The organism is Amycolatopsis sp. NPDC088138 (genome assembly GCF_044741685.1).
Classification (GTDB): Bacteria; Actinomycetota; Actinomycetes; order Mycobacteriales; family Pseudonocardiaceae; genus Amycolatopsis.
In genome coordinates, this window is record NZ_JBIUTB010000005.1 from 306297 (window position 1) to 332837 (window position 26541).

25 protein-coding genes are annotated in these 26541 nt (G+C 70.7%); 20 read left to right on the top strand and 5 right to left on the bottom strand.

Annotated features, from left to right (window positions below):
• Nucleotides 1–50: 50 nt before the first annotated feature.
• Both galK and ACIOD2_RS27935 read right to left on the bottom strand, forming a co-directional pair.
• Complete coding sequence (galK, locus tag ACIOD2_RS27930) at nucleotides 51–1235, bottom strand: galactokinase (RefSeq protein ID WP_400544102.1); 1185 nt, start codon at nucleotides 1233–1235, stop codon at nucleotides 51–53.
• The gene (locus tag ACIOD2_RS27935; RefSeq protein ID WP_323332912.1) at nucleotides 1232–1948 is read right to left on the bottom strand and encodes a metal-dependent transcriptional regulator; all 717 of its coding nucleotides are present in this window, start codon (nucleotides 1946–1948) and stop codon (nucleotides 1232–1234) included. Before ACIOD2_RS27935 ends, galK begins: the two co-directional genes overlap by 4 nt.
• A 111-nt stretch (nucleotides 1949–2059) precedes the next feature.
• On the opposite strand from ACIOD2_RS27935, the gene ACIOD2_RS27940 reads away from it, so the two are divergent.
• The 4 genes from ACIOD2_RS27940 (at nucleotide 2060) to ACIOD2_RS27955 (ending at nucleotide 8247) form a co-directional block, all read left to right on the top strand.
• Nucleotides 2060–2902 carry a sulfurtransferase gene (locus ACIOD2_RS27940; protein WP_400544106.1) on the top strand — a complete coding sequence of 281 codons (843 nt, stop codon included), beginning with the start codon at nucleotides 2060–2062 and terminating at the stop codon, nucleotides 2900–2902.
• A gap of 354 nt (nucleotides 2903–3256) precedes the next feature.
• On the top strand, nucleotides 3257–4426 hold the full coding sequence (locus tag ACIOD2_RS27945) for an acetoin utilization protein AcuC (protein ID WP_400544109.1): 1170 nt from the start codon (nucleotides 3257–3259) through the stop codon (nucleotides 4424–4426).
• 6 nt (nucleotides 4427–4432) lie between these two features.
• Complete coding sequence (locus tag ACIOD2_RS27950; protein ID WP_400544112.1) at nucleotides 4433–7114, top strand: GNAT family N-acetyltransferase; 2682 nt, start codon at nucleotides 4433–4435, stop codon at nucleotides 7112–7114.
• Nucleotides 7111–8247, top strand: a complete 1137-nt coding sequence (locus ACIOD2_RS27955; RefSeq protein WP_400546133.1) for a serine hydrolase domain-containing protein — start codon at nucleotides 7111–7113, stop codon at nucleotides 8245–8247. Before ACIOD2_RS27950 ends, ACIOD2_RS27955 begins: the two co-directional genes overlap by 4 nt.
• 1 nt (nucleotide 8248) lies before the next feature.
• On the opposite strand, the gene ACIOD2_RS27960 is transcribed toward ACIOD2_RS27955, so the two are convergent.
• Both ACIOD2_RS27960 and ACIOD2_RS27965 read right to left on the bottom strand, forming a co-directional pair.
• Entirely contained in the window at nucleotides 8249–9259 is a 1011-nt protein-coding gene (locus ACIOD2_RS27960) for an acyl-CoA dehydrogenase family protein (RefSeq protein WP_400544115.1), read from the bottom strand.
• Nucleotides 9260–9267: 8 nt separating this feature from the next.
• Nucleotides 9268–10431, bottom strand: coding sequence for an acyl-CoA dehydrogenase family protein (locus ACIOD2_RS27965; RefSeq protein ID WP_400544118.1), 1164 nt, complete (start codon nucleotides 10429–10431; stop codon nucleotides 9268–9270).
• A gap of 70 nt (nucleotides 10432–10501) precedes the next feature.
• On the opposite strand from ACIOD2_RS27965, the gene ACIOD2_RS27970 reads away from it, so the two are divergent.
• The 15 genes from ACIOD2_RS27970 to ACIOD2_RS28040 all read left to right on the top strand — a co-directional run bounded on the left by ACIOD2_RS27970 (nucleotide 10502) and on the right by ACIOD2_RS28040 (nucleotide 24163).
• Complete coding sequence (locus ACIOD2_RS27970) at nucleotides 10502–10693, top strand: ferredoxin (RefSeq protein WP_400544121.1); 192 nt, start codon at nucleotides 10502–10504, stop codon at nucleotides 10691–10693.
• 83 nt (nucleotides 10694–10776) lie between these two features.
• Nucleotides 10777–11634, top strand: coding sequence for a 3-oxoacyl-ACP reductase (locus ACIOD2_RS27975; protein WP_400544124.1), 858 nt, complete (start codon nucleotides 10777–10779; stop codon nucleotides 11632–11634).
• Nucleotides 11631–12389 carry a glucose 1-dehydrogenase gene (locus ACIOD2_RS27980; protein ID WP_400544127.1) on the top strand — a complete coding sequence of 253 codons (759 nt, stop codon included), beginning with the start codon at nucleotides 11631–11633 and terminating at the stop codon, nucleotides 12387–12389. The genes ACIOD2_RS27975 and ACIOD2_RS27980 overlap by 4 nt, the downstream gene beginning before the upstream one ends.
• Nucleotides 12390–12479: 90 nt before the next feature.
• Nucleotides 12480–13268: an MlaE family ABC transporter permease gene (locus ACIOD2_RS27985; RefSeq protein WP_392762315.1), complete on the top strand. Its 789-nt coding sequence runs from the start codon at nucleotides 12480–12482 to the stop codon at nucleotides 13266–13268.
• The gene (locus ACIOD2_RS27990; protein ID WP_323332930.1) at nucleotides 13268–14116 is read left to right on the top strand and encodes an ABC transporter permease; all 849 of its coding nucleotides are present in this window, start codon (nucleotides 13268–13270) and stop codon (nucleotides 14114–14116) included. The genes ACIOD2_RS27985 and ACIOD2_RS27990 overlap by 1 nt, the downstream gene beginning before the upstream one ends.
• Nucleotides 14113–15447 carry an MCE family protein gene (locus ACIOD2_RS27995; RefSeq protein WP_400544131.1) on the top strand — a complete coding sequence of 445 codons (1335 nt, stop codon included), beginning with the start codon at nucleotides 14113–14115 and terminating at the stop codon, nucleotides 15445–15447. The genes ACIOD2_RS27990 and ACIOD2_RS27995 overlap by 4 nt, the downstream gene beginning before the upstream one ends.
• Nucleotides 15444–16481, top strand: coding sequence for an MCE family protein (locus ACIOD2_RS28000; RefSeq protein WP_400544134.1), 1038 nt, complete (start codon nucleotides 15444–15446; stop codon nucleotides 16479–16481). Before ACIOD2_RS27995 ends, ACIOD2_RS28000 begins: the two co-directional genes overlap by 4 nt.
• Nucleotides 16478–17509 (top strand): MlaD family protein, encoded by a 1032-nt coding sequence (locus ACIOD2_RS28005; RefSeq protein ID WP_400544137.1) that lies wholly within the window; start codon nucleotides 16478–16480, stop codon nucleotides 17507–17509. Before ACIOD2_RS28000 ends, ACIOD2_RS28005 begins: the two co-directional genes overlap by 4 nt.
• Nucleotides 17506–18699: an MCE family protein gene (locus ACIOD2_RS28010; RefSeq protein WP_400544140.1), complete on the top strand. Its 1194-nt coding sequence runs from the start codon at nucleotides 17506–17508 to the stop codon at nucleotides 18697–18699. Before ACIOD2_RS28005 ends, ACIOD2_RS28010 begins: the two co-directional genes overlap by 4 nt.
• Nucleotides 18696–19850, top strand: coding sequence for an MCE family protein (locus ACIOD2_RS28015; protein WP_400544143.1), 1155 nt, complete (start codon nucleotides 18696–18698; stop codon nucleotides 19848–19850). Before ACIOD2_RS28010 ends, ACIOD2_RS28015 begins: the two co-directional genes overlap by 4 nt.
• On the top strand, nucleotides 19847–21079 hold the full coding sequence (locus ACIOD2_RS28020; RefSeq protein WP_400544146.1) for an MCE family protein: 1233 nt from the start codon (nucleotides 19847–19849) through the stop codon (nucleotides 21077–21079). Before ACIOD2_RS28015 ends, ACIOD2_RS28020 begins: the two co-directional genes overlap by 4 nt.
• A complete protein-coding gene (locus tag ACIOD2_RS28025; RefSeq protein ID WP_400544149.1) occupies nucleotides 21076–21549 on the top strand; it encodes a hypothetical protein in 474 nt (157 codons plus the stop codon). Before ACIOD2_RS28020 ends, ACIOD2_RS28025 begins: the two co-directional genes overlap by 4 nt.
• Nucleotides 21546–22028: a hypothetical protein gene (locus ACIOD2_RS28030; RefSeq protein WP_400544152.1), complete on the top strand. Its 483-nt coding sequence runs from the start codon at nucleotides 21546–21548 to the stop codon at nucleotides 22026–22028. Before ACIOD2_RS28025 ends, ACIOD2_RS28030 begins: the two co-directional genes overlap by 4 nt.
• 166 nt (nucleotides 22029–22194) lie before the next feature.
• Nucleotides 22195–23424: a DUF222 domain-containing protein gene (locus ACIOD2_RS28035; protein ID WP_400544155.1), complete on the top strand. Its 1230-nt coding sequence runs from the start codon at nucleotides 22195–22197 to the stop codon at nucleotides 23422–23424.
• 460 nt (nucleotides 23425–23884) lie between these two features.
• On the top strand, nucleotides 23885–24163 hold the full coding sequence (locus ACIOD2_RS28040; protein ID WP_400544158.1) for a hypothetical protein: 279 nt from the start codon (nucleotides 23885–23887) through the stop codon (nucleotides 24161–24163).
• Between the two features lie 564 nt (nucleotides 24164–24727).
• Here the strand turns inward: ACIOD2_RS28040 and ACIOD2_RS28045 are convergent.
• On the bottom strand, nucleotides 24728–25204 hold the full coding sequence (locus ACIOD2_RS28045) for a hypothetical protein (RefSeq protein WP_400544161.1): 477 nt from the start codon (nucleotides 25202–25204) through the stop codon (nucleotides 24728–24730).
• A 63-nt stretch (nucleotides 25205–25267) separates the two neighbouring features.
• Between ACIOD2_RS28045 and ACIOD2_RS28050 the strand changes: the two genes are divergently transcribed.
• On the top strand, nucleotides 25268–26512 hold the full coding sequence (locus ACIOD2_RS28050) for an aminotransferase class I/II-fold pyridoxal phosphate-dependent enzyme (RefSeq protein WP_400544164.1): 1245 nt from the start codon (nucleotides 25268–25270) through the stop codon (nucleotides 26510–26512).
• Nucleotides 26513–26541: the final 29 nt, after the last annotated feature.

Below are 26541 nucleotides of genomic sequence, written 5' to 3' on the forward strand. Positions count from 1 at the left end.
TTCCCTCTAGGCGACGTGCGGCCCCGGGCGGGGGTTGTCCCCGCCCGGGCTCAGACCTCGTCGCGCCCGGCGCCGCGGGACGGCACCGCGGTGAACATCCGCGGCCGCCGGTAGCCGGCCTTCTCGAACGCCGAGTCCACAGCGGACTTGACCCCGGCCAGGTCGGCGTCGCGGACCAGCGCGATCGCCGAGCCGCCGAAGCCGCCGCCGGTCATCCGCGAGCCGAGCGCGCCGGCCTCGCGTGCCGCGTCGACCGCGAGGTCCAGCTCGGCCGTGGAGATCCGGTAGTCGTCGCGCATGCTGACGTGCGAGGCGTCCAGGTACGGGCCGATCTCGGCGATCTTGCCCTCACGCAGCAGGGCGACGACGTCGAGCACCCGCTGGTTCTCGGTGACCACGTGCCGCACCAGCGGCGCCAGGTCCGCCGGGAGCCGGTCGAGCGCCTCGGCGAGGCCTTCGGCGGTGACGTCGCGCAGGGCCTTGACCCCGAGCAGCTCGGCCGCTCGTTCGGTGCCCCGCCGCCGCTCGCCGTACCCGCCCTCGGCGTGCGAGTGCTTGGTGCGGGTGTCCATGATCAGCACCTGCAGCCCGGCCTCGGCCAGCCCGAACGGCACCTGCTCCTGCTCGCCCGACCGGACGTCGAGGAACAGCACGTGCGACTCGGTGCAGCACAGCGACGCCGTCTGGTCGAGCAGGCCGGTCGGTGCGCCGACGAAGTCGTTTTCCGAGCGCTGGACCCACCGGGCCACCTCGGGCCGGGCCGGGACGCGCTCGCCGGTGCCGTCGAGCTCCAGGCCGGCCAGGCCCAGCAGCGCCAGCGACACCGCGCACTCGAGCGCGTGGGAGGAGGAGAGCCCGGCCCCCGACGGCACGTCGCCGGCGACGACCAGGTCGGCGCCGTCGGTGAAGCCCTGGTCGCGCAGCACCCAGGCGACCCCCGCCGGGTACGCGGCCCACCCGTCGACGGTGCCGGGCGCCAGGTCGGCGATCTTGAGGTCGCCGGAACGCTGGAGTTGCCCGTCGTCACCGAGAGTGGCCACCGAAAGGATGCCGTCCTCGCGGGGCGACGCGGCCGCGGCCAGGCGGTGCGGCAGGGCGAAGGGCAGGACAAAACCGTCGTTGTAGTCGGTGTGCTCGCCGATCAGGTTCACCCGGCCGGGCGCCGACCACACGCCGGCCGGCGTGGTGCCGTGCACCGTGCGGAACGCCGCCGCGGCCTCCGAGGCCGGGCTCACCTGGCCTGCGCCAGGACGGCGTGCAACGCGGACGTGGATACCTGGGCGGTGTTGTCGCCGCCGGTGACCTCGATGGTGGTGCCGTTGGCCTTGCCGATGACGACCGTGCCGCCCGGCACGATCCCGACCGACTTGAGCTCGGTCATCAGCGACTCGTCCAGCTGGACGTGCTCGGCGATGCGCCGGATCTCGACGCGGCCGCCGCCGGTGCGGGCGAACTCGTCGAGCCGGACGAGGTCGGCCTCCGCGGGCGGGGCGGGGTCGCCGTCGCCCAGCTTGTCCAGACCGGGGATCGGGTTGCCGTAGGGGGAGGTGGTCGGGTGGTCGAGCAGCTTGACGAGCTTGCGCTCGACGGCCTCGCTCATCACGTGTTCCCAGCGGCAGGCCTCGTTGTGCACGTGCTCCCACTCGAGCCCGATGACGTCGACGAGGAGGCGTTCGGCCAGGCGGTGCTTGCGCATGACGGCGATGGCCAGTTCCCGGCCGTGGTCGGTCAGCTGGAGGTGCCGGTCGTCCGCGACCACGACCAGCCCGTCGCGCTCCATGCGGGCGACGGTCTGGCTCACGGTCGGGCCGCTTTGCTGCAGTCGCTCGGCGATCCGGGCGCGCAGCGGGACGACACCCTCTTCTTCAAGCTCGTAGATCGTACGCAAGTACATCTCGGTGGTGTCGATGAGATCGTTCACGCTGTCCCCTTCGTCCGCGTTGCTCATCGTAGTCGTTGACCTCGACAGCGGCGGCGGCCCTCGGCGTAACAACTCACCAGGGGTGGAAATGTCCGACCCGGCCGGGAGAGTGATCCGGGTCGCTGCAAGATGGGAGGTATGCGTCCGCTGATCAGCACCACCGACCTCGCCGCCGCGCTGGCCGGCCCGGCCGGCGACCGGCCCGTCGTCCTCGACGTCCGCTGGCGGCTCACCGGCCCGCCGGGTGCGGAGTCCTACCGGGACGGTCACGTCCCCGGCGCGGTCTTCGCCGACCTCGACCGCGTGCTCGCGGGCGAGCCGGGCGAGGGTGGCCGGCACCCGCTGCCCGATCCCGCCGACCTGCAGCGCGACCTCCGCGCGGCCGGCGTGCGCGCGTCCGGACCCGTGGTGGTCTACGACGACGCCGACGGTTCGGTGGCGGCGCGGGCCTGGTGGCTGCTGCGCTGGGCGGGGCACGACGAGGTCGCGGTGCTCGACGGCGGTTACGCGGCGTGGACCGCCGATGGCCACCCCGTGGACACCGAGGTGCCGAACCCGGAGCCGGGCGACATCGAGGTCCGGCCGGGCGAGATGCCGGTGCTGGACGCCGACGAGGCGGCCGCGCTGGCCCGCGACGGCCTGCTGCTCGACGCCCGGGCCGCGGCGCGCTACAGCGGCGAGACCGAGCCGGTCGACCCGCGCGCGGGCCACATCCCGGGCGCGGTGAACGCCCCGTTCGCCGGCCACACGGCCGACGGCCGCTGGCGCACCCCGGAGGAGCTGGCCGACCGCTTCGCCGGCCTCGGCCTGCGCCCCGGCGAGCCGGTCGGCGCGTACTGCGGCTCGGGCGTCACGGCGAGTTCGGTGGTGCTGGCCCTGGAGATCGCCGGCCACCCGGGCGCGGGCCTGTACGCGGGCTCGTGGTCCCACTGGTCCCGCAACCCGGACCGCCCCGCGGCGACCGGCGACCTCCCCGGCTGACTTCCGGCGCGCACCCACCCCGGCAAAAGCCGTGAAGGCCTCCTAACCGGCCATAAGAGCCGTGAAGGCCTCCTTCACGGCACACGGCGGCGAGGCGGACTTTCCGTGCGGCGGCGACCTGCGGCGGCCGCTCGACGGCTCGCTGACCGCGCCGATCGTCGCCCAGTCCTTCGCCGGCGTGGCCGGCGTCGGCCATCGTGCAGCAGGCCGGCCCTTCCGGGGCCGCGCGCCCAGGGCCACCGGCGACCTCCCCGGCGCTCGACTGGTTTCCGCGCTGCCGGATCCGGCAGCGGAGAGAACCAGCACGGCTCTTCGGGGCCGCGAACCGCCGCGACGGGCACTACAGTCGGGCGTATGGCGCCGGCTGTCGTGTGGGACTCCTCCCTGCTGGGTTACGACCTGGGCGGGGATCACCCGTTCAACCCCGTCCGGCTGGAGCTCACCGTCCGGCTGGCCACCGAGCTCGGGGTGCTCGACGGTGTCGAGCTGCTCGTGCCGAGCGCCGCCGGGGACGAAGAGCTCCTGCGGATCCACGCGCCCGAGTACCTGGCCGCCGTGCGGGAGGCGCCGCTCGTCGGGTGGGACGTCGGGCACGGGCTCGGGACCTCCGACAACCCCGTGTTCAGCGACATGCACGACGCGTCGGCGCTGGTCGTCGGGTCGACGCTGCTGGCCGCGCGCAAGATCGCCGAGGGCGAGGCCACCCGCGCCGTCAACATCGCCGGCGGGCTGCACCACGCGATGCGGGACCAGGCGTCCGGGTTCTGCGTCTACAACGACTGCGCCGTCGCGATCTCGTGGCTGCTCGACCACGGCTTCGAGCGGATCGCCTACATCGACACCGACGTCCACCACGGCGACGGCGTCCAAGCGGCTTTCTACGACGACCCCCGCGTGCTGACCATCTCGATGCACCAGCACCCGTTCACGCTCTGGCCGGGCACCGGCTACTCGGCCGAGACCGGCCGCGGCAAGGCCGACGGCACCGCGGTCAACGTGCCGTTGCCGCCGCGCACCCGGGATCCCGGGTGGCTGCGGGCGTTCAACGCCGTCGTCCCCTCGCTGCTGGCCGACTTCGAGCCGCAGCTGCTGTTCACGCAGTGTGGCGTCGACTCGCACGAGGAAGACCCGCTGGCCGACCTCTCGCTGAGCGTCGACGGCCACCGCACGATCTACACCACCCTGCGAGACCTCGCCAACACCTACGCGGGCGGCAAGTGGATCGCCGTCGGCGGGGGCGGCTACCAGCTGATCCGGGTGGTCCCGCGGTCGTGGACGCACCTGATCGCCACGGTCCTCGACCGCGACGTCGACCCGGCGACGCCGCTGCCGCCCGGCTGGGTCTCCACCGTGGGCCAGGCCGCGCCGAACGCCGAGCTGCCGCGGGCGATGACCGACGATCGCGACACGGGGTTCAAGCCGTGGGGCGACGGCGAGGACGACCCGGTCGACGTCGCCGTCCGGGACACGCGCCGGGCCGTCTTTCCCTTGCACGGCCTGGATCCCGACGATCCCAGGGACTGACTCACCATGGCCGGACGGGACCCCTTCGACTACCCCCGTGACTGGGAGGCCGACGTCGTGCTGTCCGACGGCGGCACCGTCCACCTGCGCCCGGTGATCCCGACCGACGCCGACGGGCTCGTCTCCTTCCACGGGAAGCTCTCCGAGCGCACCCGCTACTTCCGCTACTTCGGCGCCTACCCGCGGATCCCGGAGAAGGACCTGAAGCGGTTCTCCACCGTCGACCACCACGACCGGGTCGCGTTCGCCGCGTTCCTCGGCGACGACATCGTCGCGGTCGGCCGGTACGAGCGGCTGGACGGCGGGCCCTCGGCCGAGGTGGCCTTCGTGGTCAGCGACGTGCACCAGGGCCGGGGCCTCGGCTCGATCCTGCTGGAGCACCTGGCCGCGGCCGCGTCGGAGTGCGGGCTGCGCCGGTTCGTCGCCGAGGTGCTCGCCGAGAACGCCGCGATGGTCCGCGTCTTCCGCGACGCCGGGTACCAGGTCAGCCGCGAGATCGAAGAAGGCGTGCTGCACCTGGAGTTCGACATCGACCCGACGGAGGAGTCACTCGCCGTCGCCCGCTCCCGGGAGCAGGCGGCGGAGGCGCGCAGTGTGCACAACCTGCTGCACCCGACGTCCGTCGCGGTGATCGGCGCGTCGGCCGAGCCGGGCAAGGTCGGCCACGTCGCGTTCGTGAACCTGCTGGCCGCCGCGTTCACCGGCACCGTCTACCCGGTCAACCCGGAGCACCGCTCGATCCGCGGGGTGCGTGCCTACCCGTCGGTGCTGGACATCCCGGACTCGGTCGACCTGGCGCTGGTCGCGGTGCCCGCCGAGGCCGTCGAGTCCGTTTTGGACGCTTGCCTGGCCAAGGGCGTGAAGACGCTGCTGATCGTGTCCGGCGGCTTCGGCGAGGCGGGCCCGCACGGCCTGCACGCCGAGCTGCGGCTGGTCGGCGAGGCCCGGGCGCACGGCATGCGCGTGGTCGGGCCGAACGCGCTCGGCGTGCTGAACACCGCGCCCGGCGTCCGGCTCAACGCCACCCTCGCGCCACGGCTGCCGGGCCGCGGGCGCACCGGGTTCTTCTGCCAGTCCGGCGCGCTGGGCACGGCGATCCTGGCCGACGCCGAGGCGCGCGGGCTCGGCCTCTCGACGTTCGTCTCGGCCGGCAACCGCGCCGACGTCTCCGGCAACGACCTGCTCCAGTACTGGGAAACCGACCCGGACACCGACCTCGTGCTGCTGTACCTGGAGTCCTTCGGCAACCCGCGCAAGTTCGCCCGGCTGGCCCGGCGGCTGGCCCGGACGAAGCCGATCGTCGCGGTGAAGTCGGGACGCCACGCGGTCCGCTCGCAGCTGGCGGCGACGTCCACGGAGATCGACGAGATCAGCGTCCAGGCCCTGTTCGAGCAGGCCGGGGTCGTGCGGGTCGAGTCGCTGGCGCAGCTGTTCGACACCGCGCTCGTCTTCGCGCACCAGCCGCTGCCCGCCGGGCCGCGGGTCGCCATCGTCGGCAACTCCAGCGCGATCGGGCTGCTGGCCGCCGACACCGCCCGCGCGCAGGGGCTGCGGCTCGCGTCCGATCCGGTGGACGTCGGCCCGCAGGCCGGTCCGGAGGTCTTCGCGAAGGCGGTGGGGGAGGCCCTGACCTCGCCGGACACCGACGCGCTGGTCGTCGTCTTCGCGCCGCCGGTGGCGATCCCCGGCACCGCGTACGCGCGCGCCCTGCGGGAGACCGTCGTCGAACTGGGGCAGCGCAAGCCGATCGTCTCGACGTTCCTCGCCGCGGAAGGCGTCCCGGACGAGCTCGCCGTGCTCTCGGACGAGGGCGTGGCCAGCCGCGGGTCGATCCCGTCGTACCCGAGTCCGGAGCGCGCGGTGAACGCGCTGGCGAAGGTCGTGCGGTACGCCGCCTGGCGGCAGCGCCCGCAGGGCACGCTGGTGCGGCCCTCGCGGATCCATACCGAGCAAGCGCAGGTGATCGTGCGGGAGCTGCTGGCCGCCGAGGACGGCAAGACGACGGTGCTGCCGGACCCGGATGTCGTGCGCCTGCTGGGCTGTTACGGCATCGACGTCGTCCCGTTCCGCGTGGTGTCCACAGTGGACGACGCGGTCGCGGCGGCGGCCGAGCTCGGTTATCCCGTGACGCTCAAGGCGGTCGACGAGCGGCTGCGCGGCCGCCCGGACCTCGCCGGCGTGCGGCTCGACCTGGCGTCGGAGGATTCCGTGCGCACGGCCTACGCGACACTGCGCGAGATTTCCGGCGAGGACGACGTGTACGTGCAGCGGATGGCCCCGAAGGGCCTGTCGTGCGTGATCGGGCTGCAGGACGACCCGTCGTTCGGCTCGCTCGTGTCGTTCGGCCTGTCCGGGCTGGTCAGCACCCTGCTGGGAGACCGCGCGTACCGGGCGGTGCCGGTCACCGACGTCGACGCGGCCACGCTGCTGCGCGAACCCCGGACGGCCCCGCTGCTCACCGGTTACCGCGGCGACGAGCCCGCCGACCTCGCCGCGCTGCAGGACATGGTGCTGCGCGTGGCCGCGCTCGCCGAGGACAACCCCGAGGTGCGGTCGCTGACGCTGGACCCGATCCTGGCCTCGCCCGACGGCGCGTTCGTCGCCAACGCCCGGCTGGTGCTGGGCCCGCCGCCGTCCCGTCCCGACACCGGCCCACGGCGCCTGCGCGCCATCAACCCCCAGGACTGAGCGTGCTCGCCGAACTGCTGGCCCGGCACACCGAGGGCGACCTGCCCGGCGCGGTCGCCCTCGTCGCGCGCGGTGACCAGGTCGAGGTGGCGGTGGCCGGCTCGGCCGACGCCGCGGGCACCGTGCCGATGGCCCGGGACTCGGTGTTCCGCATCGCGTCGCTGACCAAGCCGATCGTGGCCGCCGCGGTCATGCTGCTCGTCGACGACGGCGCCCTCGCGCTGGACGACCCGATCGCCCGCTGGCTGCCGGAACTGGCGTCACCGGTGGTCGTGCGCACGCCCGGCGGCCCGGTCGACGACGTCGTCCCGGCGGTCCGGCCGATCACCGTCGAGGACCTGCTGAGCTTCCGCTGCGGGTACGGCCTCACGGCCGACATGGACCTGCCCGCGGTGGACCTGCTGTTCCAGGTGCTGGGGCACCCGGCCGAAGCGCGCCGCACCCTGCCACCGGACGAGTGGGTGGCGGCCCTGGCGCAGGTCCCGCTGCTGCACCAGCCCGGTGCGGCGTGGCTGTACGACACCCCTTCGGATGTGCAGGGGGTGCTGATCGCGCGGGTGTCGGGGCGGTCGCTGCCGGAGTTCCTGGCGGAGCGGCTGTTCGAGCCGCTCGGCATGGCCGACACCGGGTTCTCGGTGCCGACCCCGGCGCTCGGCCGGTTCACGAGCGCCTACCGCCACGGTGCGGCCGGGCTCGTGCTGGCCGATCCGCCGGAGGGCCGGTGGAGCGGCGAGCCGGTGTTCCCGTCCGGTGGTGGCGGCCTGGTTTCGACGGCCGACGACCTGTGCGCGTTCGCCCGGCTCCTGCTGGCCGGGGGCTCGGTGGCCGGGCGGCGGCTGCTGACGCCGGAATCGGTCCGCCGGCTGACGAGGGATCACCTGACCGCGACCCAGCGCGCGGCGGCGGCGCTGTTCCTGCAGGGCCAGGGCTGGGGGTACGGCGGTTCGGTCGACGTGGCGCCGTCCCACCCGTGGCAGACCCCGGGCCGCTACGGCTGGGTCGGCGGCGCGGGCACGGCGGCCCACCTGATCCCGGCGACGGGCACGGTCACGGTCCTGCTGACCCAGCTCCAGATGACCAGCCCGGAACCGACCCCGCTGATGCGGGAGTTCTGGGCCTACGCCGCGCGATAGGTCACAGCAGCTCGCCCAGGGCCAGCAGCTGGGGGGTCGCCGAGCCGAACAGGAACTCCAGGCGCTTCGCGGCCACGAAGTACCGGTGCACGACGTGGTCGACGTCGATGCCGACGCCGCCGTGCACGTGCACCGTCGTGTGGGCCACCCGGTGGCCGGCTTCCGCGGCCCAGAACTTGGCCGTCGCCACCGCTTCCGCGGCCGGGAGGTCCGACGCCAGCCGCCACACCGCCTGCTGCGACGTCAGCCGCACCGCCTCGACGTCGACGTACGCGTCCGCGAGGCGCTGGCGGACCGCCTGGAACCCGCCGATCACGTGGTCGAACTGCTTGCGCTCGGCCGCGTACGCCGCCGTCAGCTCCAGCGCGCGCTCGACGACGCCGAGCTGCTGCGCGCAGGCTCCGGCCGTGCCGCGCAGGCGCAGCCACTCGCCGATCGGGCCCAGCGAAATCCCGGCCACATCGGACAATTCCAGCAACGCGGCGTCGGCGTGGTCGACCGTCTGCTGCGGTTGGACGGTGACCCCCGGGTCCGCCGCGTCGACCAGGAACACCTCGTCGGGTGCCGCCACCAGGAAGCCGTGGGCGTACGCGCCGAACGGGACCGCGGACTCGGCGCCGGACAAGCGCCCGTCGGACGCGGTGAAGCCGGACAGCGCCACCGTGAGCACGCGCTCGCCGCGCAGCACCGGCAGCACCCAGCGGTCCACCAGCTCCGGCGTGCCGAACTCCGCCAGTGCCGACGCCGCCATCGTGATCGAGGTCAGGTAGGGGGCCGCGGCCACCGCGCGGCCGATCTCGGTCAGCACCGCGCACTGCTCCAGCAGCCCGAACCCGCCGCCGCCCAGCGACGACGGCAGCGCCGCGTCGAGCACGCCCGCCTGGCCCAGGGCCGTCCACAGTGGAGCGTCGAAGCCGCCGGTGCCGTGCGGGTCGTGAGTGAGTTTGTCGGCCAGGATCCGCCGGGTCAGCGCGGCGAGGTCGGCCGACGCTTCGGAAGGAGTGAAGTCCATCGAATCTCCTAGCGCGTGACGGGCAGGCCGAGGGCGGTCGCGGCGATCATGTCCCGCTGGATCTCGTTGGTGCCGCCGCCGAAGGTGAGGATCAGCGCCGAGCGGTGGTGACGCTCGATCCGCCCGGCCAGCAGCGCGCCCGGCGAGCCGTCGCGGACGACGGCCGCCGCGCCGAGCACCTCCATCAGCAGCCGGTAGGCCTCGATCGCGAACTCGGTGCCGTACACCTTCGTCGCCGACGCGTCGGCCGGGCCCAGCTCGCTCGCCGCGGCCGCCCAGGCGATCCGCCAGTTCCGCAGCTTCAGGTACTCCGCGCCGGCGTGCACCCGCGCGAGGTGCAGCCGCACCCACTCCTGGTTGATGGCGCCGGTCTCCTTCGCCCAGGCCAGCACGTCGGCCAGGGCCTTGCGGACCGGCGCCGACGACGTCAGGGCGACCCGTTCGTGGTTGAGCTGGTTGGTGATCAGCGGCCAGCCCGCGTTCTCCTCGGCCACGCGCGCCGACACCGGCACGCGCACGTCGTCGTAGTACGTCGCGCTGGTGCCCGCGCCCGCCACCGTGTGCACCTTGGTCCACGAGAACCCGGGCGCCGACGTCGGCACGATCAGGATCGACAGGCCCCGGTGCTTCTTCGCCTCGGGATCGGTCCGGACGGCGAGCCAGACGTAGTCGGCGTGCTCGATCAGGCTGGTCCACATCTTCTGCCCGGTGACGACGTACTCGTCGCCGTCGCGCACCGCGCGCGTCCGCAGCGACGCGAGGTCGGTGCCCGCCTCCGGCTCGGAGTAGCCGATCGAGAAGTGCAGCTCGCCCGCGGCGATCTTCGGCAGGTAGAACGCCTTCTGCTCGTCGGTGCCGTAGCGCATGATGGTCGGCCCGACGGTGTTCACCGTCAAGAACGGGACCGGCACCCCGGCGACCGCCGCCTCGTCGGTGAAGATGAGCTGGTCGAGCATCGGGCGGCCCTGCCCGCCGTACTCCGGCGGCCAGCCGAGCGCCAGCCAGCCGTCCTTGCCCAGCTGCCGGACGATCTCCTTGTAGGCCAGGCCGTCGCCGTACTCGCCGTTGCCCGCGCGGAGGCCGTCACGGCGCTCCGGCGTCATCAGCTCGGCGAAGTACTCCCGAAGGTCCGCGGCCAGCGCGCGCTGCTCCGGCGTGTAGTCGATCCGCACCCGTCACCTCGATCCGGCGTTATAGTAGAACCTGTTCTAGTTGTACCAGCACTCACGCGGCGGAGGAAGCATGGAGATCGGCGTCGATCGTTCGCTCTGCGAGGCGAACGCGGTGTGCCTGGGGTTCGCGCCGGACGTCTTCGACCTCGACGACGACGAAGAACTGGTCATCCAGCCGGGCCCGGTGCCCGACGGCCAGGTGGAACGTGTTTCCGACGCGGTGAAGGGCTGTCCGAAGAACGCCCTGTTCATCGTCAGTTAGCGGTGTTTACTCAAAGGCTTGCCCTGAACGAGAACAGATTCTAGTGTAGGCCCGTCAACCAGGACTCGATGAGGAGGCCTCGCGTGAGCCTGAGCGGCAGGACAGCGATCGTCACCGGTGCCGCCGCCGGGCTGGGACGGGCCGAAGCGCTCGCCCTGGCCGCGCGGGGCGCCACCGTCGTCGTCAACGACATCAGCGAGCCGAAGGACGTCGTCGAAGAGATCGAAGGCGCCGGTGGCCGGGCGGTCGCGGTCGCCGGGGACGTCGGCGAGCGGGCCACGGCCGACGCGCTCGTGGCCGCCGCGCTCGACTTCGGCGGGCTCGACATCGTCGTGAACAACGCGGGCGTGCTGCGCGACAAGATGCTCTTCTCGATGTCCGACGACGAGTGGGACACCGTGCTCCGCGTCCACCTGCGCGGGCACTTCCTGTTGTCCCGCAACGCCGCGAAGTACTGGCGTGACAAGTCCAAAGCGGACGGTCAGCCGGTGTACGGGCGGCTGGTGAACACCGCGTCCGAGGCGTTCCTGATCGGTTCACCCGGTCAGCCCAACTACGCCGCGGCCAAGGCCGGCATCACCGCGCTCACCATGTCGGCCGCCCGCGGCCTGGCCAAGTACGGCGTCCGCGCCAACGCGATCTGCCCGCGCGCCCGGACGGCGATGACCGAGGGCGTGTTCGGCGCCGCCCCTGCCGAAGGCGCCGACCCGCTCTCGGTCGAGCACGTCGCCCCGTTCGTCGCCTACCTCGCTTCGCCGGCCGCCGAGGACGTCAACGGCCAGGTCTTCGTCGTGCACGGCGGCATGGTCGCGCTGGTCGCGGCCCCGCGGATCGAGCAGCGCTGGTCCCTCGACGAACTCGACACGAAAGTCACCGACTATTTCGCCGACCGTGACCCCGGCCGGATGTTCGCCGCCACCGAAATCCTGGAGGAGTCATGAGGCTGGACGGGAAGATCGCCCTGGTCACCGGCGCCGCGCGCGGCCAGGGTGAGGCGGCCGCACGCGCGTTCGCGGCCGAAGGCGCGAAGGTGGTGATCGCCGACATCCTGGACGACGAGGGCAAGCAGCTCGCCGCCGACCTCGGCGACGCCGCCGTCTACCAGCACCTCGACGTCGGCAGCGAGGACGACTGGGCGGCCGCGATCGAGCGGGCGACCACGGAGTTCGGCGCGCTGAACGTGCTGGTCAACAACGCGGGCATCCTCCATTTCTCGGAACTGGGCAAGACGACGCTGGCCGATTACGAGCGTGTCATCCGGGTGAACCAGATCGGGGCGTTTCTCGGGATGCGCTCGGTCGTTGAACCGATGACCGCCGCCGGCGGTGGCTCCATCGTCAACGTGTCCTCTGTGGAGGGTCTGGCCGGGATGCCGTACCTCGTCGCCTACACCGCGAGCAAGTTCGCGATCCGCGGGATGACCAAGGTCGCGGCGATGGAACTCGGCAAGAAGCACATCCGGGTCAACTCGGTGCACCCCGGCGCGATCGACACGCAGATGGTCGCGACCGCGGCCGGCGGGCAGAAGGTCGACATGTCGTGGGTGGGCAAGAAGGTCGCCCTCGGGCGGGTCGGGCAGCCCGAGGACATCGCGAAGCTGGTGCTGTTCCTGGCCAGTGACGAAAGCGCGTACTGCACGGGTGCGGAGTTCGTCGCGGACGGCGGGGCGACGGCCACGCACGCCCTCAACTTCTGAAGGAGACGGCGTTAGTTAACACCGCTAACGAAAGTTGGACACCGGGTATGGAGAACACTCGGGGGTGAGCGACTACTTCTGGGAGGTGTGGTGAGCGACAGCACGGGCACGCTCCCGGGAACGGCGGCGTTGACGCAGGTCGGCCGCCTCTCGACGCTCTCTTGGGAAGTCCTGCGCGCGATCTTCAAGCGCCCCTTCCAGACCCGCGAGTGGATCCAGCAGTGCTGGTTCTTCGCCAGCGTCACGATCCTGCCGACCGCTCTGGTGGCTATCCCGTTCGGCGCGGTGATCGCGCTGCAGCTCGGCTCGCTGACCGCGCAGATCGGCGCCCAGTCCTTCACCGGCGCGGCCAGCGCGCTGGCCATCGTGCAGCAGGCCAGCCCGCTGATCACCGCCCTGCTCGTCGCGGGCGCCGGCGGCAGTGCTGTCTGCGCGGACATCGGGGCGCGCAAGATCCGCGAAGAGATCGACGCCATGGAAGTACTGGGCGTCAACCCGATCCAGCGCTTGATCGTGCCGCGGGTGCTGGCCGCCATGGTGGTTTCGGTGCTGCTGAACGGCTTGGTCAGCGTCGTCGGCGTGCTCGGCGGCTACTTCTTCAACGTCGTCCTGCAGGGCGGCACGCCCGGCGCCTACCTGGCCAGCTTCAACGCCCTCGCCCAGGTCCCGGACCTCTGGATCAGCGAGATCAAGGCCCTGCTGTACGGCTTCGTCGCCGGTGTCGTCGCGGCGTTCCGCGGCCTGAACCCGCCGCCCGGGCCGAAGGGGGTCGGCGACGCCGTCAACCAGGCCGTCGTCATCACGTTCCTGCTGCTGTTCCTCATCAACGTCGTGCTCACCGCGATCTACCTGCGGATCGTCCCGCCGAAGGCCATGTGATGACGGCGGAACCGATCGAACGCGACCGGACGCTCGAGTACATCGCGCGTCCCGGCCAGAGCCTCGAAGGCCTGGGCAAGCTGCTCGCGTTCGCCGCGCAGGCGCTCGCCTGGTCACCGCGCACGATCCGCCGCTACAGCCGGGAAACGCTGCGGCTGCTCACCGAAGTCTGCTTCGGCACCGGCGGTCTCGCCGTCATCGGCGGCACCCTCGGCGTGATGATCGGGATGACGCTGTTCACCGGCCTGATCGTCGGCCTCCAGGGCTATTCCGCGCTCAACCAGCTCGGCACGGCCGCGCTCACCGGGTTCATCTCCGCCTACTTCAACACCCGCGAGGTCGCGCCGCTCTCGGCCGGGCTCGCCCTGAGCGCGACGGTCGGCTGCGGTTTCACCGCCCAGCTCGGCGCGATGCGGATCTCCGAGGAGATCGACGCGCTGGAAGTCATGGCCGTGCCGAGCATGCCGTACCTGGTGACGACCCGCGTGCTCGCCGGGGTCGCCGCGGTGATCCCGCTCTACGCGGTCGGCCTGCTGTCGAGCTACCTCGCGTCCCGGCAGATCACCATCTGGCTCTACGGCCAGTCCGCTGGCACCTACGACCACTACTTCACGCTCTTCCTGCCACCCGGCGACGTGCTCTGGTCGTTCGGGAAGGTGATCGTGTTCAGCGTGCTCGTGATCCTGTCCCACTGCTATTACGGCTACACCGCGAGCGGCGGCCCGGCCGGCGTCGGCGTGGCCGTGGGCCGCGCGGTGCGGACGTCGATCGTGCTGATCTCGGTCCTGGACTTCTTCCTGTCCCTCGCGATCTGGGGCGCCAACACCACGGTGAGGATCTCGGGATGAGGAAGGCACTCTGGCAGCGGCTCCGGTACCAGGTGCTGGGGCTCGCCTTCCTGCTCGTGGCCGCCTTGTTCATCGCCTTCACCCTCGCCGTCTACAACAAGGCGTTCACGGCGGTGACGCTCGTGAAGCTCGAGACCGACCACGTCGGCAGCCAGCTGCGCACGGGCGGCGACGTCAAGGTCCGCGGCATGGTCGTCGGTGAGGTCCGTTCAGTGCTGGCGAAGGGCGACCACGCCGAGCTGGAGCTGGCCCTGGACCCGGACAAGACGTCCGTCATCCCCAAGAACGTCTCCGCGCGGCTGCTGCCGAAGACCCTGTTCGGCGAGCGGTACGTCTCGCTGCAGCTGCCCGCGCGTTCCGACGGCGCGATCGAGGCCGGCGACGTCATCCCGCAGGACCGCAGCAGCAGCGCGATCGAGCTGCAGAAGGTCCTCGACGACGTGATGCCGCTGCTGCAGGCCGTCCAGCCGGAGAAGCTGTCGAGCACGCTCACCGCCGTGTCGACCGCGCTCGACGGCCGCGGCAAGCAGCTCGGCCAGACCCTTTCGCAGCTGTCGGACTACCTCGGCAAGCTCAACCCGTCGCTGCCGGACATCAAGGCCGACATCACCGGGATCGCGAACGTCTCCGACACCTACAACAAGGCCGCGCCGGACCTGCTGCAGGCGCTGTCCGACTTGACGACCACGAGCCGCACGATCGTCGACCAGCGCACCCGGCTGAGCGACCTCTACGCCACCGTCACCGCGGCGTCCGTGGACCTCACGAACTTCCTGCTGGTCAACAAGGACAACCTGATCCGGCTCACCACGGCCGTCCAGCCGACACTGGACGTCCTGGCGAAGTACGCGCCCGAGTACCCGTGCCTGTTCAACCAGCTCGCCGGTGAGGTCGCCCCGGCCGAGCTGGCCTTCGGCAAGGGCACCGCGCACCCCGAGGTCAGCCGGGTCACCATCGAGTTCAGCGCCAGCCGCGGCAAGTACCTGCCCGGCGTCGACGAGCCGAAGTACGACGACAAGCGCGGCCCGCGGTGTTACCCGCAGGTGCCGAAACCGGGCGTCTGGCCGCAGTACCCGCCGGACGGCGCGATCAAGGACGGGTCCAGCAAGCCCGCGCCGCCGAAGTCCCCGGGCGGCAGCCTGCCCGGCCCGATCACGGCGGGCGGCGGCGCGGTCGGCGGGACCGGCGGCATCGTCGGCTCGCAGGACGAGACGGACCTGATCAGCCTGCTCGCGTCCCCGGCACTGGGCACGCTGCCCGACCAGGTGCCCGGCTGGGCGGGCCTGCTCGTCGGGCCGCTCTACCGCGGAGCGGAGGTGGAGCTCAAGTGAGGAGTTTTGTCCCGTCGCTGGTGAAGCTGCTGGTGTTCGCCGTCGTCACGGTCCTGTTCACCGGTGTCCTCGCGGCCACGATCGCGAACACCAACTTCGGCGTGACGTCGGGATACCTGGCGAAGTTCACCGACGCGTCCGGGCTCAAGGAAGGTGACGACGTCCGCATCGCCGGGGTCAAGGTCGGCCAGGTCGACACGATCGACGTCGCGGAGGGCGAGCAGAACCTCGCCGAGGTGCGGTTCGACGTCGAGCACACCTACCGGCTGCCGGAGTCGGTGACCGCGACGATCAAGTACCGGAACCTCGTCGGCCAGCGCTACCTCGCGCTCGGCACCGACGTCCCGGGCGACAAGTCCCTGCCGGACGGCGGCACGATCCCGCCCGAGCGCACCAAACCCGCGCTCAACCTGACCGTGCTGTTCAACGGGTTCAAGCCGCTGTTCAAGGCGCTCAGCCCGAAGGACGTCAACCAGCTCTCGGGCGAGATCATCAGCGTCTTCCAGGGCGAGGGCGGCACGATCACCAGCCTCCTGCAGCACACGGCGTCGCTCACCACGACGATCGCGAGCAAGGACCAGGTGATCGGCCAGGTGATCGCCAACCTCAACACCGTGCTCGGCACGGTCAACCAGCACGGCCCGCAGCTCGGCGACCTCATCGAGCAGACGCAGAAGCTCGTGTCCGGCCTGGCCGAGCAGCGCAAGCCGATCGGCGACGCGGTGAGCGCCCTCGGCGACCTCGCCGTCTCGACCACCGGCCTGCTCGCCGACGCGCGCCCGGCCCTGAAGGACGACGTCGCGAAGCTCGGCACGCTGTCGCAGAACCTCGGCGACTCCGGTGAGCTGGTCAACCACCTGCTCGAGGTGCTGCCGGGCAACCTGCAGAAGTTCACCCGGACCCTGAGCTACGGCAGCTGGTTCAACTACTACCTGTGCGGGATCACCGGCACCATCGGCATTTCCTCGCTCGACATCACGCTGCCGATCATCCCGATCCCGGGCACGCAACGCGCGGAGAGGTGTGGTCCGTGAAACGGCTGAAGGATCGCAACCAGGCCGCGGTCGGCGCGGTGACCCTCGTGCTGATCGTGCTCGTCACGGCCACGACGTACTTCTCCGACCAGCTCCCGTTCTTCGGCAACGGCACGACGTACTCGGCCTACTTCGGCGAGTCGGCGGGCCTGGCCGCGGACAACGAGGTCGAGGTCGCCGGCGTCAAGGTCGGCACCGTGTCGTCGGTCGCGCTGGCCGGCAAGCAGGTGCTGGTCAAGTTCCGCGTGAAGGACGTCCGAGTCGGCGACGCGACGACGGCGTCCATCGAGATCAAGACGCTGCTGGGGGAGAAGTACCTGGCCCTCGACACCAAGGGTGACGGCACCCAGGAGCCGAACACGACGATCCCGCAGGCCCGCACGCGCACGCCGTTCCAGCTGCAGGACGCCTTCGAGCAGCTGTCCACCACGGTCGGCGACATCGACACCAAACAGCTGGCCGACAGCTTCAACGCGTTGTCCGACAGCCTCAAGGACAGCCCGCAGTACCTGAAGGACACACTGAACGGCCTGTCGTCGCTGGCCAAGACCGTGTCCTCTCGCGACGCCGACCTGCACACGCTGCTGGCCAACACCAGCCAGGTGTCGAAGACGCTGTCCGACCGCAACGCCCAGCTGCAACGCGTGATCAGCGACGGCAACCTGCTGCTCACCGAGCTGCAGAACCGCAAGACCGCGATCCACGCCCTGCTCACCGGTACCCAGCAGCTTTCGCAGCAGCTGAGCGGGCTCGTCGCGGACAACCGCGCGCAGCTGAAGCCGACGCTGGACAAGCTCGGGAAGGTGACCGACATCCTGCAGCGCAACCAGGGCAACCTCGACAAGAGCCTGCAGCTGATGGCGCCGTTCGCCCGGGTCGGCGCCAACGCGACCGGCAACGGCCGCTGGTTCGAGGGCTACCTGTGCGGGCTGCTGCCGCCGACGATCACCGTGGGCGGCCTGTCCATCAACCCCGAAGGCTGCACCCCGCCGATCGCGGCGCCGAACCAGGGGGTGGGTGGCCGATGACGATCCGGACGTACCGCGGCCGCAGCCTGGCGACGTGGCTCGCCTTCGCCTGCGTGGTCGCGCTGATCCTCACCGCCGGCCTGTGGCTGGTGTTCCGCGAATCGAGCGGCACGAAGCTGTCGGCGTACTTCGGCAAGACCGTCGGGCTCTACGCGGGTTCGTCGGTGCGGGTGCTCGGCGTGCCGGTCGGGCAGGTCACCGACGTGACGCCGCAGGGTGACGCGGTGCGCGTCGACATGCAGGTCGACGAGGTGCAGCTGCCCGCCGACGTCGGCGCGGTCGTCGTCGCGCCGAGCCTGGTCAGCGACCGCTACGTCCAGCTCACCCCGGCCTACGACAGCGGCCCGGTCCTGTCCACCGGCACGGTGCTGCCGCGCGACCACACGGCGACGCCGGTCGAGCTGGACGACCTGTACTCGAGCCTGGACAAGCTGTCCACGGCACTCGGCCCGAACGGCGCGAACAAGGACGGCGCGCTCTCGGGCGTCCTGGACACGGCGGCGAAGGCGTTGCAGGGCAACGGTGCTTCGCTGAATTCGACGGTCGGGCAGCTCGCCGACCTCGCCAAGACGCTGGACGGCTCGAAGGACGACCTGTTCTCGACCGTCCAGAACTTGAATTCCTTCACCGGGGCGCTGGCCCAGAGCGACCAGCAGCTCAACGAGTTCTACGGCCGGGTCTCCGACGTCAGCCAGTTCCTCGCCGAGGACTCCTCGGACGTCGGGGCCGCCCTGCAGTCGCTCGGGGGCGCGCTCGGCGACGTCCAGCAGTTCGTCAACGACAACAAGGCGGCGCTGGAGTCCAATGTGGACAAGCTGGCGTCACTGTCGAAAGTGCTCGTCGATCAGCGGGCGTCGCTGGCCGAAGTGCTCGACATCGCGCCGACCGGCGCCACCAACTTCATCAACTCCTACGACGCGGCGTCGGGCACCATCGCCGTGCGCGACAACCTCAACGAGCTGACCAACCCGCCGATCCTCACCGTGTGCCGGCTGATCAGCGCGGGCACGCCCAAGCCGATCCCGGACACCCTGGGCAGCATCTGCAAGCAGCTCGCGCCGATCCTCGACGGCGCGCTGAAGCTGCCGACGATCCCGCAGGTGCTGAACTCGTTGCAGAACGGCGAACTCCCGCCGTTGCCGCTCCCGCTGGTCGACGTGATGGAACAGCTTTCGGGCGGTGCCAAGTGAAGCGGCTCGCGGGCGTGCTCGCCGGGGTGCTCGTGCTGGCGGCCTGCAGCGACGGCGGCTTCAACGGCCTCTACGGCACGCCGCTGCCGGGCGGCGCCGACGTCGGCGACCACCCGTACCACGTCACCGCGCTCTTCACCGACGTCCTGGACCTGGTGCCGCAATCGAGCGTCAAGGTCAACGACGTCGCGGTCGGGCGGGTCGACAAGATCACCCTGACGCCGGACACGCGGTCCGCGCTCGTCGCGATGACCGTCAACGGCGACATCGGGCTGCCCGCGAACTCCCACGCCGAGCTGAAGCAGTCTTCCCTTCTGGGCGAGAAGTTCGTCGAGCTGAGCGTGCCCACCGCCGAGCCGGCGAGCGGCAAGCTGGCCGACGGCGCGCAGATCCCGCTCGGGCGCACCAACCGCAACCCCGAGGTCGAGGAGGTGCTCGGCGCGCTTTCCCTGCTGCTCAACGGCGGCGGCGTCGAGCAGATCCAGAAGATCAGCCACGAGCTGAACGACGCGCTGTCGGGCAACGAGCCGGAGATCCGCGCGCTGCTGTCCCATGTGGACGAACTGGCCACGCAGCTCGACGGGCACAAGACCGAGATCCTGCGCGCGATCGACGGCCTCGGGAAGCTGTCGGCGACGTTGACCGGGCAGACGCAGAACCTGTCGAACGCGCTCGACAACCTCGCGCCGGGCCTGAAGGTCGTCACCGACCAGCGCGACCAGCTCGTCGGCATGCTGAACGCGCTCAACTCGCTTTCGGGCGTCGCGACCGACACCGTGAACAAGAGCCGCGACCAGCTGGTCGCGAACCTCAAGGCGCTGCAGCCGACGTTGACCAAGCTCGGGGAGGCGGGGCAGGACCTGCCGAACGCGCTGCAGATCCTGCTCACCTACCCGTTCCCCGACTACGCCGGCAACGTCATCAAGGGTGACTACGCGAACGTCGACGCGAACGTGAACCTCGACCTGGACACGCTGATCCAGAACTTCACGAACTCGTCGCAGCCGCCGATCGCCCTGCCCAACACCATCGGCGGGGCGCCTCCGGCCGCACCGCCGTTGCCGCTGCCGGACCTCGGGCAGTCGACCGGTCAGGTCGGCGGCACCGGGCTGCTGGGCGGCCTGCTGGGCCTGATCGGGGGTGGCAAGTGATCACGCGCAGGACCCGCATCCAGCTGGTCGTCTTCGTCGTCATCGCCGTGGTTTCGGTCGTCTACGCGGGCGGCAAGTACGCCGGGCTGGACCGGCTCTTCGGCAGCCGCGGGTACGTCGTCACCGCGCAGCTCACCGACTCCGGCGGGATCTTCGTCAACTCCGAGGTCGCCTACCGCGGGGTCACGGTCGGGCGCGTCACCGGGATGACGCTCACCGACCACGGCGTCGACGTCGCGCTCGACATCGACTCCGGCGGGCCGGACATCCCGGCCGACGCGCACGCGCAGGTGGCGAACCGGTCGGCGGTGGGGGAGCAGTTCGTCGACCTGCTCCCCCAGCACGACGGCGGCCCGTACCTGCAGGACGGTTCGGTGATCACGCCGGACAAGACGTCGCTGCCGCCGTCACCGGACACCGTCCTGACCCACCTCGACGACCTGGTCGCGAGCGTTCACCCGGACTCGTTGCGCACGGTCGTCGACGAGACTTACGACGCCTTCGCCGGTGCGGGGCCCGAACTGCAGCAGCTGCTGGACAGTACGGGTTCGCTGACTGCGGTGGCCGCGCAGTACGTCCCGCAGACGCAGGGGTTGCTGGCCAACTCGCGGATCGTGCTGGACACACAGCAGCGGCAGGCCGCGAACATCACGGACTTCGCTTCGGGTTTGAAGACGATCGCGGGGCAGCTCAAGGCGTCGGATCCGGATCTGCGCCGGGTGATCGCGCAGGCGCCGCAGCTGAGCCGGCAGATCAGCGACGTGCTCGCGGCGTCCGGTCCCGACCTCGGTGTGCTGTTCGCGAACCTGCTGACGACCGCGCAGATCACGTCGTCGCGCAAGGACGCGATCGAGGAGCTGCTGGTCGCGTACCCGATCATCTCGGCGTTCTCACCGTCGACGTCCCCGGACGGCACGGGTCACCTGGGCGTCGTGCTCAACTTCTTCGACCCGGCGTCGTGCACGAAGGGCTACGAAGGCACCAAGGAACGTCCGGCGAACGACACGTCCGAGGCGCCGGTGAACATGAACGCCTACTGCGCGGAGCCGCCGGGCAGCCCGACCGGGGTGCGCGGCTCGCAGAACGCGCCGTACGCGGGGAAGCCGCCCGCGATCCCGGCCGCGCCGCAGCAGCAGGTCTCGGCTCCCGCGCAGGCGCAGCTGCCGGGGATGCTGAGCCTGCTGACCGGGCCGTCGGGCGGACTCGGGAAGCTGCTGGGCGTTTCGTGAAGATCCTGGCCTTGGTTGCTGTGCTCGTGGCCGCGTTCGCCGGCTGGTCCTGGTGGCACGCGGCGTCCGACGACTCGCTGGCGCGCGGCCGCGCGCGTGACGCGGTGATCGCTGCGGCCGGGCCGGAGCTGGTCACACTGAACACGATCGACTACCGCAACGCGGGCGCCGACGTCGACCGCTGGATCTCAGCGACGACGGGCCAGTACGGCAAGGACCTGACCGGCGACCGCCAGCTGCAGATCGACCGCGCTTCTACGGCTAAGACGGTCTCGACGGCGTCCCTGGTGGAGGCGGCGGTCACGGAGATCGACGTCTCCGCGGGCTCGGCTCGTCTCTTGGCGGTGCTGGACGTCCGGGTCTCGACAGGTGGCGGCGCCGTCACCCCGCGTATGAGCCGTCTGACGGTGGACGTCTTGCGGTCGGACTCCGGGTGGAAGGTCGCGGGCGTCCAGGCGGCGGGCTCATGAACCGGATCCTGGCTGTGGTGGTTGTGGTGGCCCTGGGCTGTGCTGTCTGGTTCGGCATCGAGACGGCTTCGCTGTCTTCGTCCGACAACGCGGCCTTGGTGGACACTGCGGCGACTGCTTCGGTTTCCGCTGATGTGAGCGAGGCTGTGAAGGCCGTTTTCTCCTACGACTACACGAATCTGGCTCGTACGGAGCGCGCTGCGTCGTCGTACTTGATCGGGGATGCGGTTCGTCAGTATCAGGCCCAGTTCGCTTCGGCTCGCTCTCGGGCTACGGCTGGGAAGCTGGTTCGTACTACTACGGTTCGGGCTGTCGGGGTTCGGTCTTTGGTGGGGGATTCGGCTTCGGTTCTCTTGTTTCTGGACCAGCAGACTGTTACGGCTGGTGGGGGAGCGCCTTCGTCCTCAGTTGCTCAGCTTTCGGTTACTGCTCAGCGGGTTGATGGTCGTTGGAAGGTTTCTGCTCTTACTGCTCTTTAGGGTTCTCGTCTTTCAAGATGCGGCTTCGCCGAGGCGTGGGAAATCGGCGCTCCTTGTGGGCGCTTTTCCGTGTGGTCGGCAGCGCCGATTCCCCACGCAGCGGTGTCTCTGCCGGATCATCCTTTCGTGTGATGAACGTGTGTTCGTTTGGCGGTAATCTTGTTGTGTGGACGTCGAAGCGGTGTGGCAAGCGGACGCGGCAGCTCTGGCTGACCGCGTTGGCTCGCTGCTTGCTGTTGTGCGGTCTGCTGAGGCTGAAATTGGTTCTCTGTTGGTGGAGATCGAGTCTCGTGGTGTGATGGAACTGTACGGTTATCGTTCTGTCGCGCGATTGTTCGAGCACCTAGCTGATGTTCCCAAGTCGGCTGCCGAACGTGTAGTGAAACGGGCGCGGGCTCTTAATGGGGGCCGTGCTCTCGACGGCAGCCCAGTGCCCGCCGTCGCTCCGGCCACCGGGGCTTTGGCTGCAGCTGGCTCGTTGAGCAACCCCATGGTCGACACCATCGTCGAGGTTCTGGCGCAGCTCGCGCCCGAGCACCGCGATGACGCCGAGGGGACCCTGCTGTCCTTCGCCTCTTCGGCCGGGCACAAGGAGGTTGCGGCGCTAGGTGCGCGGATCGTGGCGCACCTCGATCCCGACGGCGCCGAACCCGACTCCACCGAACCTTCGACGCCGAGCCGTGAACTCTCGTTGCGCCGCAAGAGAACCGGGGTCTGGGAGCTGAACGGTCGGTTCGACGACGAGACCGGCACGCGCGCCAGCGCCTTACTCGACTCGCTGGCGGAGCGTCGCGCCGCAGACGACGGCCCCGACTTCCGTTCCCCGCAGGAACGCTACGGCGACGCCTTCTCCGACGCCGTCGACCTCGCGCTGAACTCCCCAGACCTGCCAATGCAGGCCGGTGAACGCGCCCACGTAATGGTCGCGGTCTCCCTTACGGACCTGAAGTCCGGAGTCGGCCAAGCCACCCTCGGCGACACAGGCACCATGACCGCAGCCGAAGCCCGGGTCCACGCCTGCGACAGCATGCTCATCCCGGCAGTCCTAGGCGAAAAGAGCGAACCCCTGAACCTGGGCCGCCTACGCCGCCTGATCTCCGCGGGCTTGCGCCGAGCCCTGTTCCTACGCGACCGCGGCTGTGCATTCCCCGGCTGCCACCGCCCACCCCGGCACTGCCAAGGTCACCACATCCGCCACTGGTCCGAGGGCGGCCCCACAAACCTGAACAACCTGGTCCTGCTATGCGCCCACCACCACCGACTACTGCACCGCTCAGGCTGGGAAGTCCACATCGCTACCGACGGCCTACCCGAATTCCGGCCACCAGCGTTCCTGGACAAACACCGAAAACCCAGGCGCAACAACCTCCATCAACCGCTGCCGTTCGCGGCATGACCAGAGCACAGGGAAGGCCCGTGGCCACCGGCCCCGGGCCCCTACCCACGCCCAGATTCTTCGCCCCACTGACCGTCCCGCTTAACCGCCGAGCACAGCAGATCAAGCAGCCGCAACGACCCTGCCAGCCCTCGTGCCCTGCCGACTCAACCGCCTTCGCGCATCGATAGTTCACCAGCAAACGTTGCGCCGCCAGCTGATCCACGCCGATCGGCGGCACCAACCCGGCCGGTCCTCGTGCCCTGGCGACTCAACCGGCTCTCGCGCATCGATTGGTCGCCGCACCGCTCGCTGTTCCGCGCCGTTGGCTTGCGATGGCGGCCTCGACCTGGCTGACCCAGGTCGGCGGCTTGCCCGCCGCAACGGTGGGCGAGGTTCTTCGGTGGGCTGCCGACTCAATCGGCTCTCGCGTCTGTTAGGTCTCCGGCGATCGCCCGCTGGTCCACGCCGTTGGCCTGCGATGGCGGCCTCGACCCGGCTGGCCCAGATAGGCGGCTTGCCCGCCGCAACGGTGCGCGACATCTTCGTGCGCTGCCGATTCAACGGCTCTCGCGTATCGGTAGGTCTCCGGCGATCGCTCGTTGATCCGCGCCGTTGGCTTGCGACGGCGGCCCTGACCCGGCTGGCCCAGGTCGGCGGCGTGCCCGCCTCGGCGGTGGGCGAGGTCTTCGGTGGGCTGCCGATTCAACCGGCTTCCGCGTATCGGTCGGTCACCGGTGATCGCTGCGCCGTTTATTGATCCGCGCCGTTGGCCTGCGATGGCAACACCGATCCGGCCGGGCTCAGATAGGCGGCCTGCCCGCCTCGACGGTGGGCGAGGTTCTTCGGTGGGCTGCCGACTCAATCGGCTCTCGCGTCTGTTAGGTCTCCGGCGATCGCCCGCTGGTCCACGCCGTTGGCCTGCGATGGCGGCCTCGACCCGGCTGGCCCAGATAGGCGGCTTGCCCGCCGCAACGGTGCGCGACATCTTCGTGCGCTGCCGATTCAACGGCTCTCGCGTATCGGTAGGTCACTGGCGATCGCTGGTCCATGCCGATGGCGGCACCACCCCGGCCGGTCCGGATCGGCGGCCTGCCTGCGCGAGGTCCTCGGTGGGCTGCCGACTCAACGTATCGATCGGTCATCGGCGATGGCCTGCGATGGTGGCACCAACCCGGTCGGCCCGAAGCCGCGGCCTGCCCGCCTCGACGGTTCGCGACATCCCGGGCGCTGCCGAACTCAACCGCATCGACGAGTCACCGGCGATCCCTGCCCCGCTCCGAAAAGAGCCAAGGTCGGCAACATCCCGGCTGACCAACCCCGCCTAACCGTCCCAGACCGCCGCGCCCTGGCGGAGGACCTCCACCTCGGACTCCGATGCCACCGGCCACAGCTCCACCAGATACCGAAAATGCTCCCCGAACTCGTGCTCGTTCCACTCCGTCGCGGGCGGCCCCGCCGGGACATACGAAACCCGCGCTCGATACAAACCCGGCAGCACCGAGAAGAACTTTTCCTGCGACGGGTAGTCCGCGGGCCCGGAAATGACGATTTTCCCGCTCGGAACCGGAAGATCCGCTTCCACCACGTGCTCGGCCTCGGCTACCAAAGGCGGCGGGGAAGGGAGCAGCGTCACCGACGACTCCACCAGGTCCGAGCGTGCCGTCGCGATCGCGAAACCACCCGGCTCCGCGCCGATTCGGTGATCTACCGCCAGGGCTGTCCAGCCGCTGCCGTCCAGGCGTGTGCGGGAATCGCGGACCGAGAACTGGCGCTGGTCGGCGTGGACGACTAGATGCACACCAACCACCCTAGCCAGGACCCGCCCCGAAATGGTATCGACGCCGGGTTTAGCGTTGACGCCATGACCACTGCTTCCGTCGACGTCGACACGGCCCGCGCCGACTACGCGGCCCTCGTCGACCGCGGCCTCTCCCTCGACATCACCCGTGGCAAGCCGTCTCCCCAGCAGCTCGACCTCGCGAACGCGCTCCTCGCCCTTCCCGGCGACGGCACCTTCAAGGCCGAGGACGGCACCGACGTCCGCAACTACGGCGGCCTGAAGGGCCTGCCGGAGCTTCGGCGCATCTTCGCCGGCGCGCTGCAGGTGCCGGCCGAGCAACTGCTCGCCGCGGGCAACTCCAGCCTCGAGCTGATGCACGACGCCGTCGTCCACGCCCTGCTCAGCAAGGTCCCCGGCGCCGAGCGCCGCTGGGCCGACGAGCCGCGCGTCGCCTTCCTCGCACCCGTGCCGGGGTACGACCGCCACTTCGCGCTCACCGAGCGCTTCGGCATCGAGCTGATCCCGGTCCCGATGACCGACGAGGGCCCCGACATGGACGTCGTCGAGCGCCTCGTCGCCGAGGACGCCGGCATCAAGGGCATCTGGTGCGTGCCGAAGTACAGCAACCCGACCGGCGTCACGTTCAGTGACGACGTCGTCAAGCGGCTCGCCTCGATGACCACCGCGGCGCCGGACTTCCGGATCTTCTGGGACAACGCCTACGCCGTGCACCACCTGACCGCCGACGAGCCGGCGCTGGCCGACGTCCTCGCGCTGAGCGCCGAGGCGGGCAACGCCGACCGCCCGTTCGTCTTCGGCTCCACCTCGAAGATCACCTACGCCGGTGGCGGCGTCGGCTTCTTCGGCGCGTCCGAGGCCAACCTTGCCTGGTGGACCGGCCTGATCGGCAAGCGCACCATCGGCTCCGACAAGGTCAACCAGCTGCGTCACGCCCTGTTCCTCAAGGACGAGGACGGCGTCCGCGCGCACATGCGCAAGCACGCCGAGATCATCGGCCCGAAGTTCGCGGCCGTCGACCGCATCCTCACCGAGGAGCTCTCCGACCTCGCGTCCTGGACCAAGCCGACCGGGGGTTACTTCGTGTCGCTGACCGTGCCGGAGGGCACCGCGAAGGAGGTCGTGCGGCTGGCCAAGGAGGCCGGGGTCGCGCTGACCCCCGCCGGGGCCACCCACCCGCACGGTGACGACCCGGCCGACGCCGTCATCCGCATCGCGCCGACCTTCCCGGAGCTCGCCGACGTCGAAGAGGCCGTCCGCGCCCTGGCCGTCTGCGTCCGGCTCGCCGCCGCGCAGCAGAGCGCCTGACCTGCGCCCCTGACCTGCGAAAATAAAAC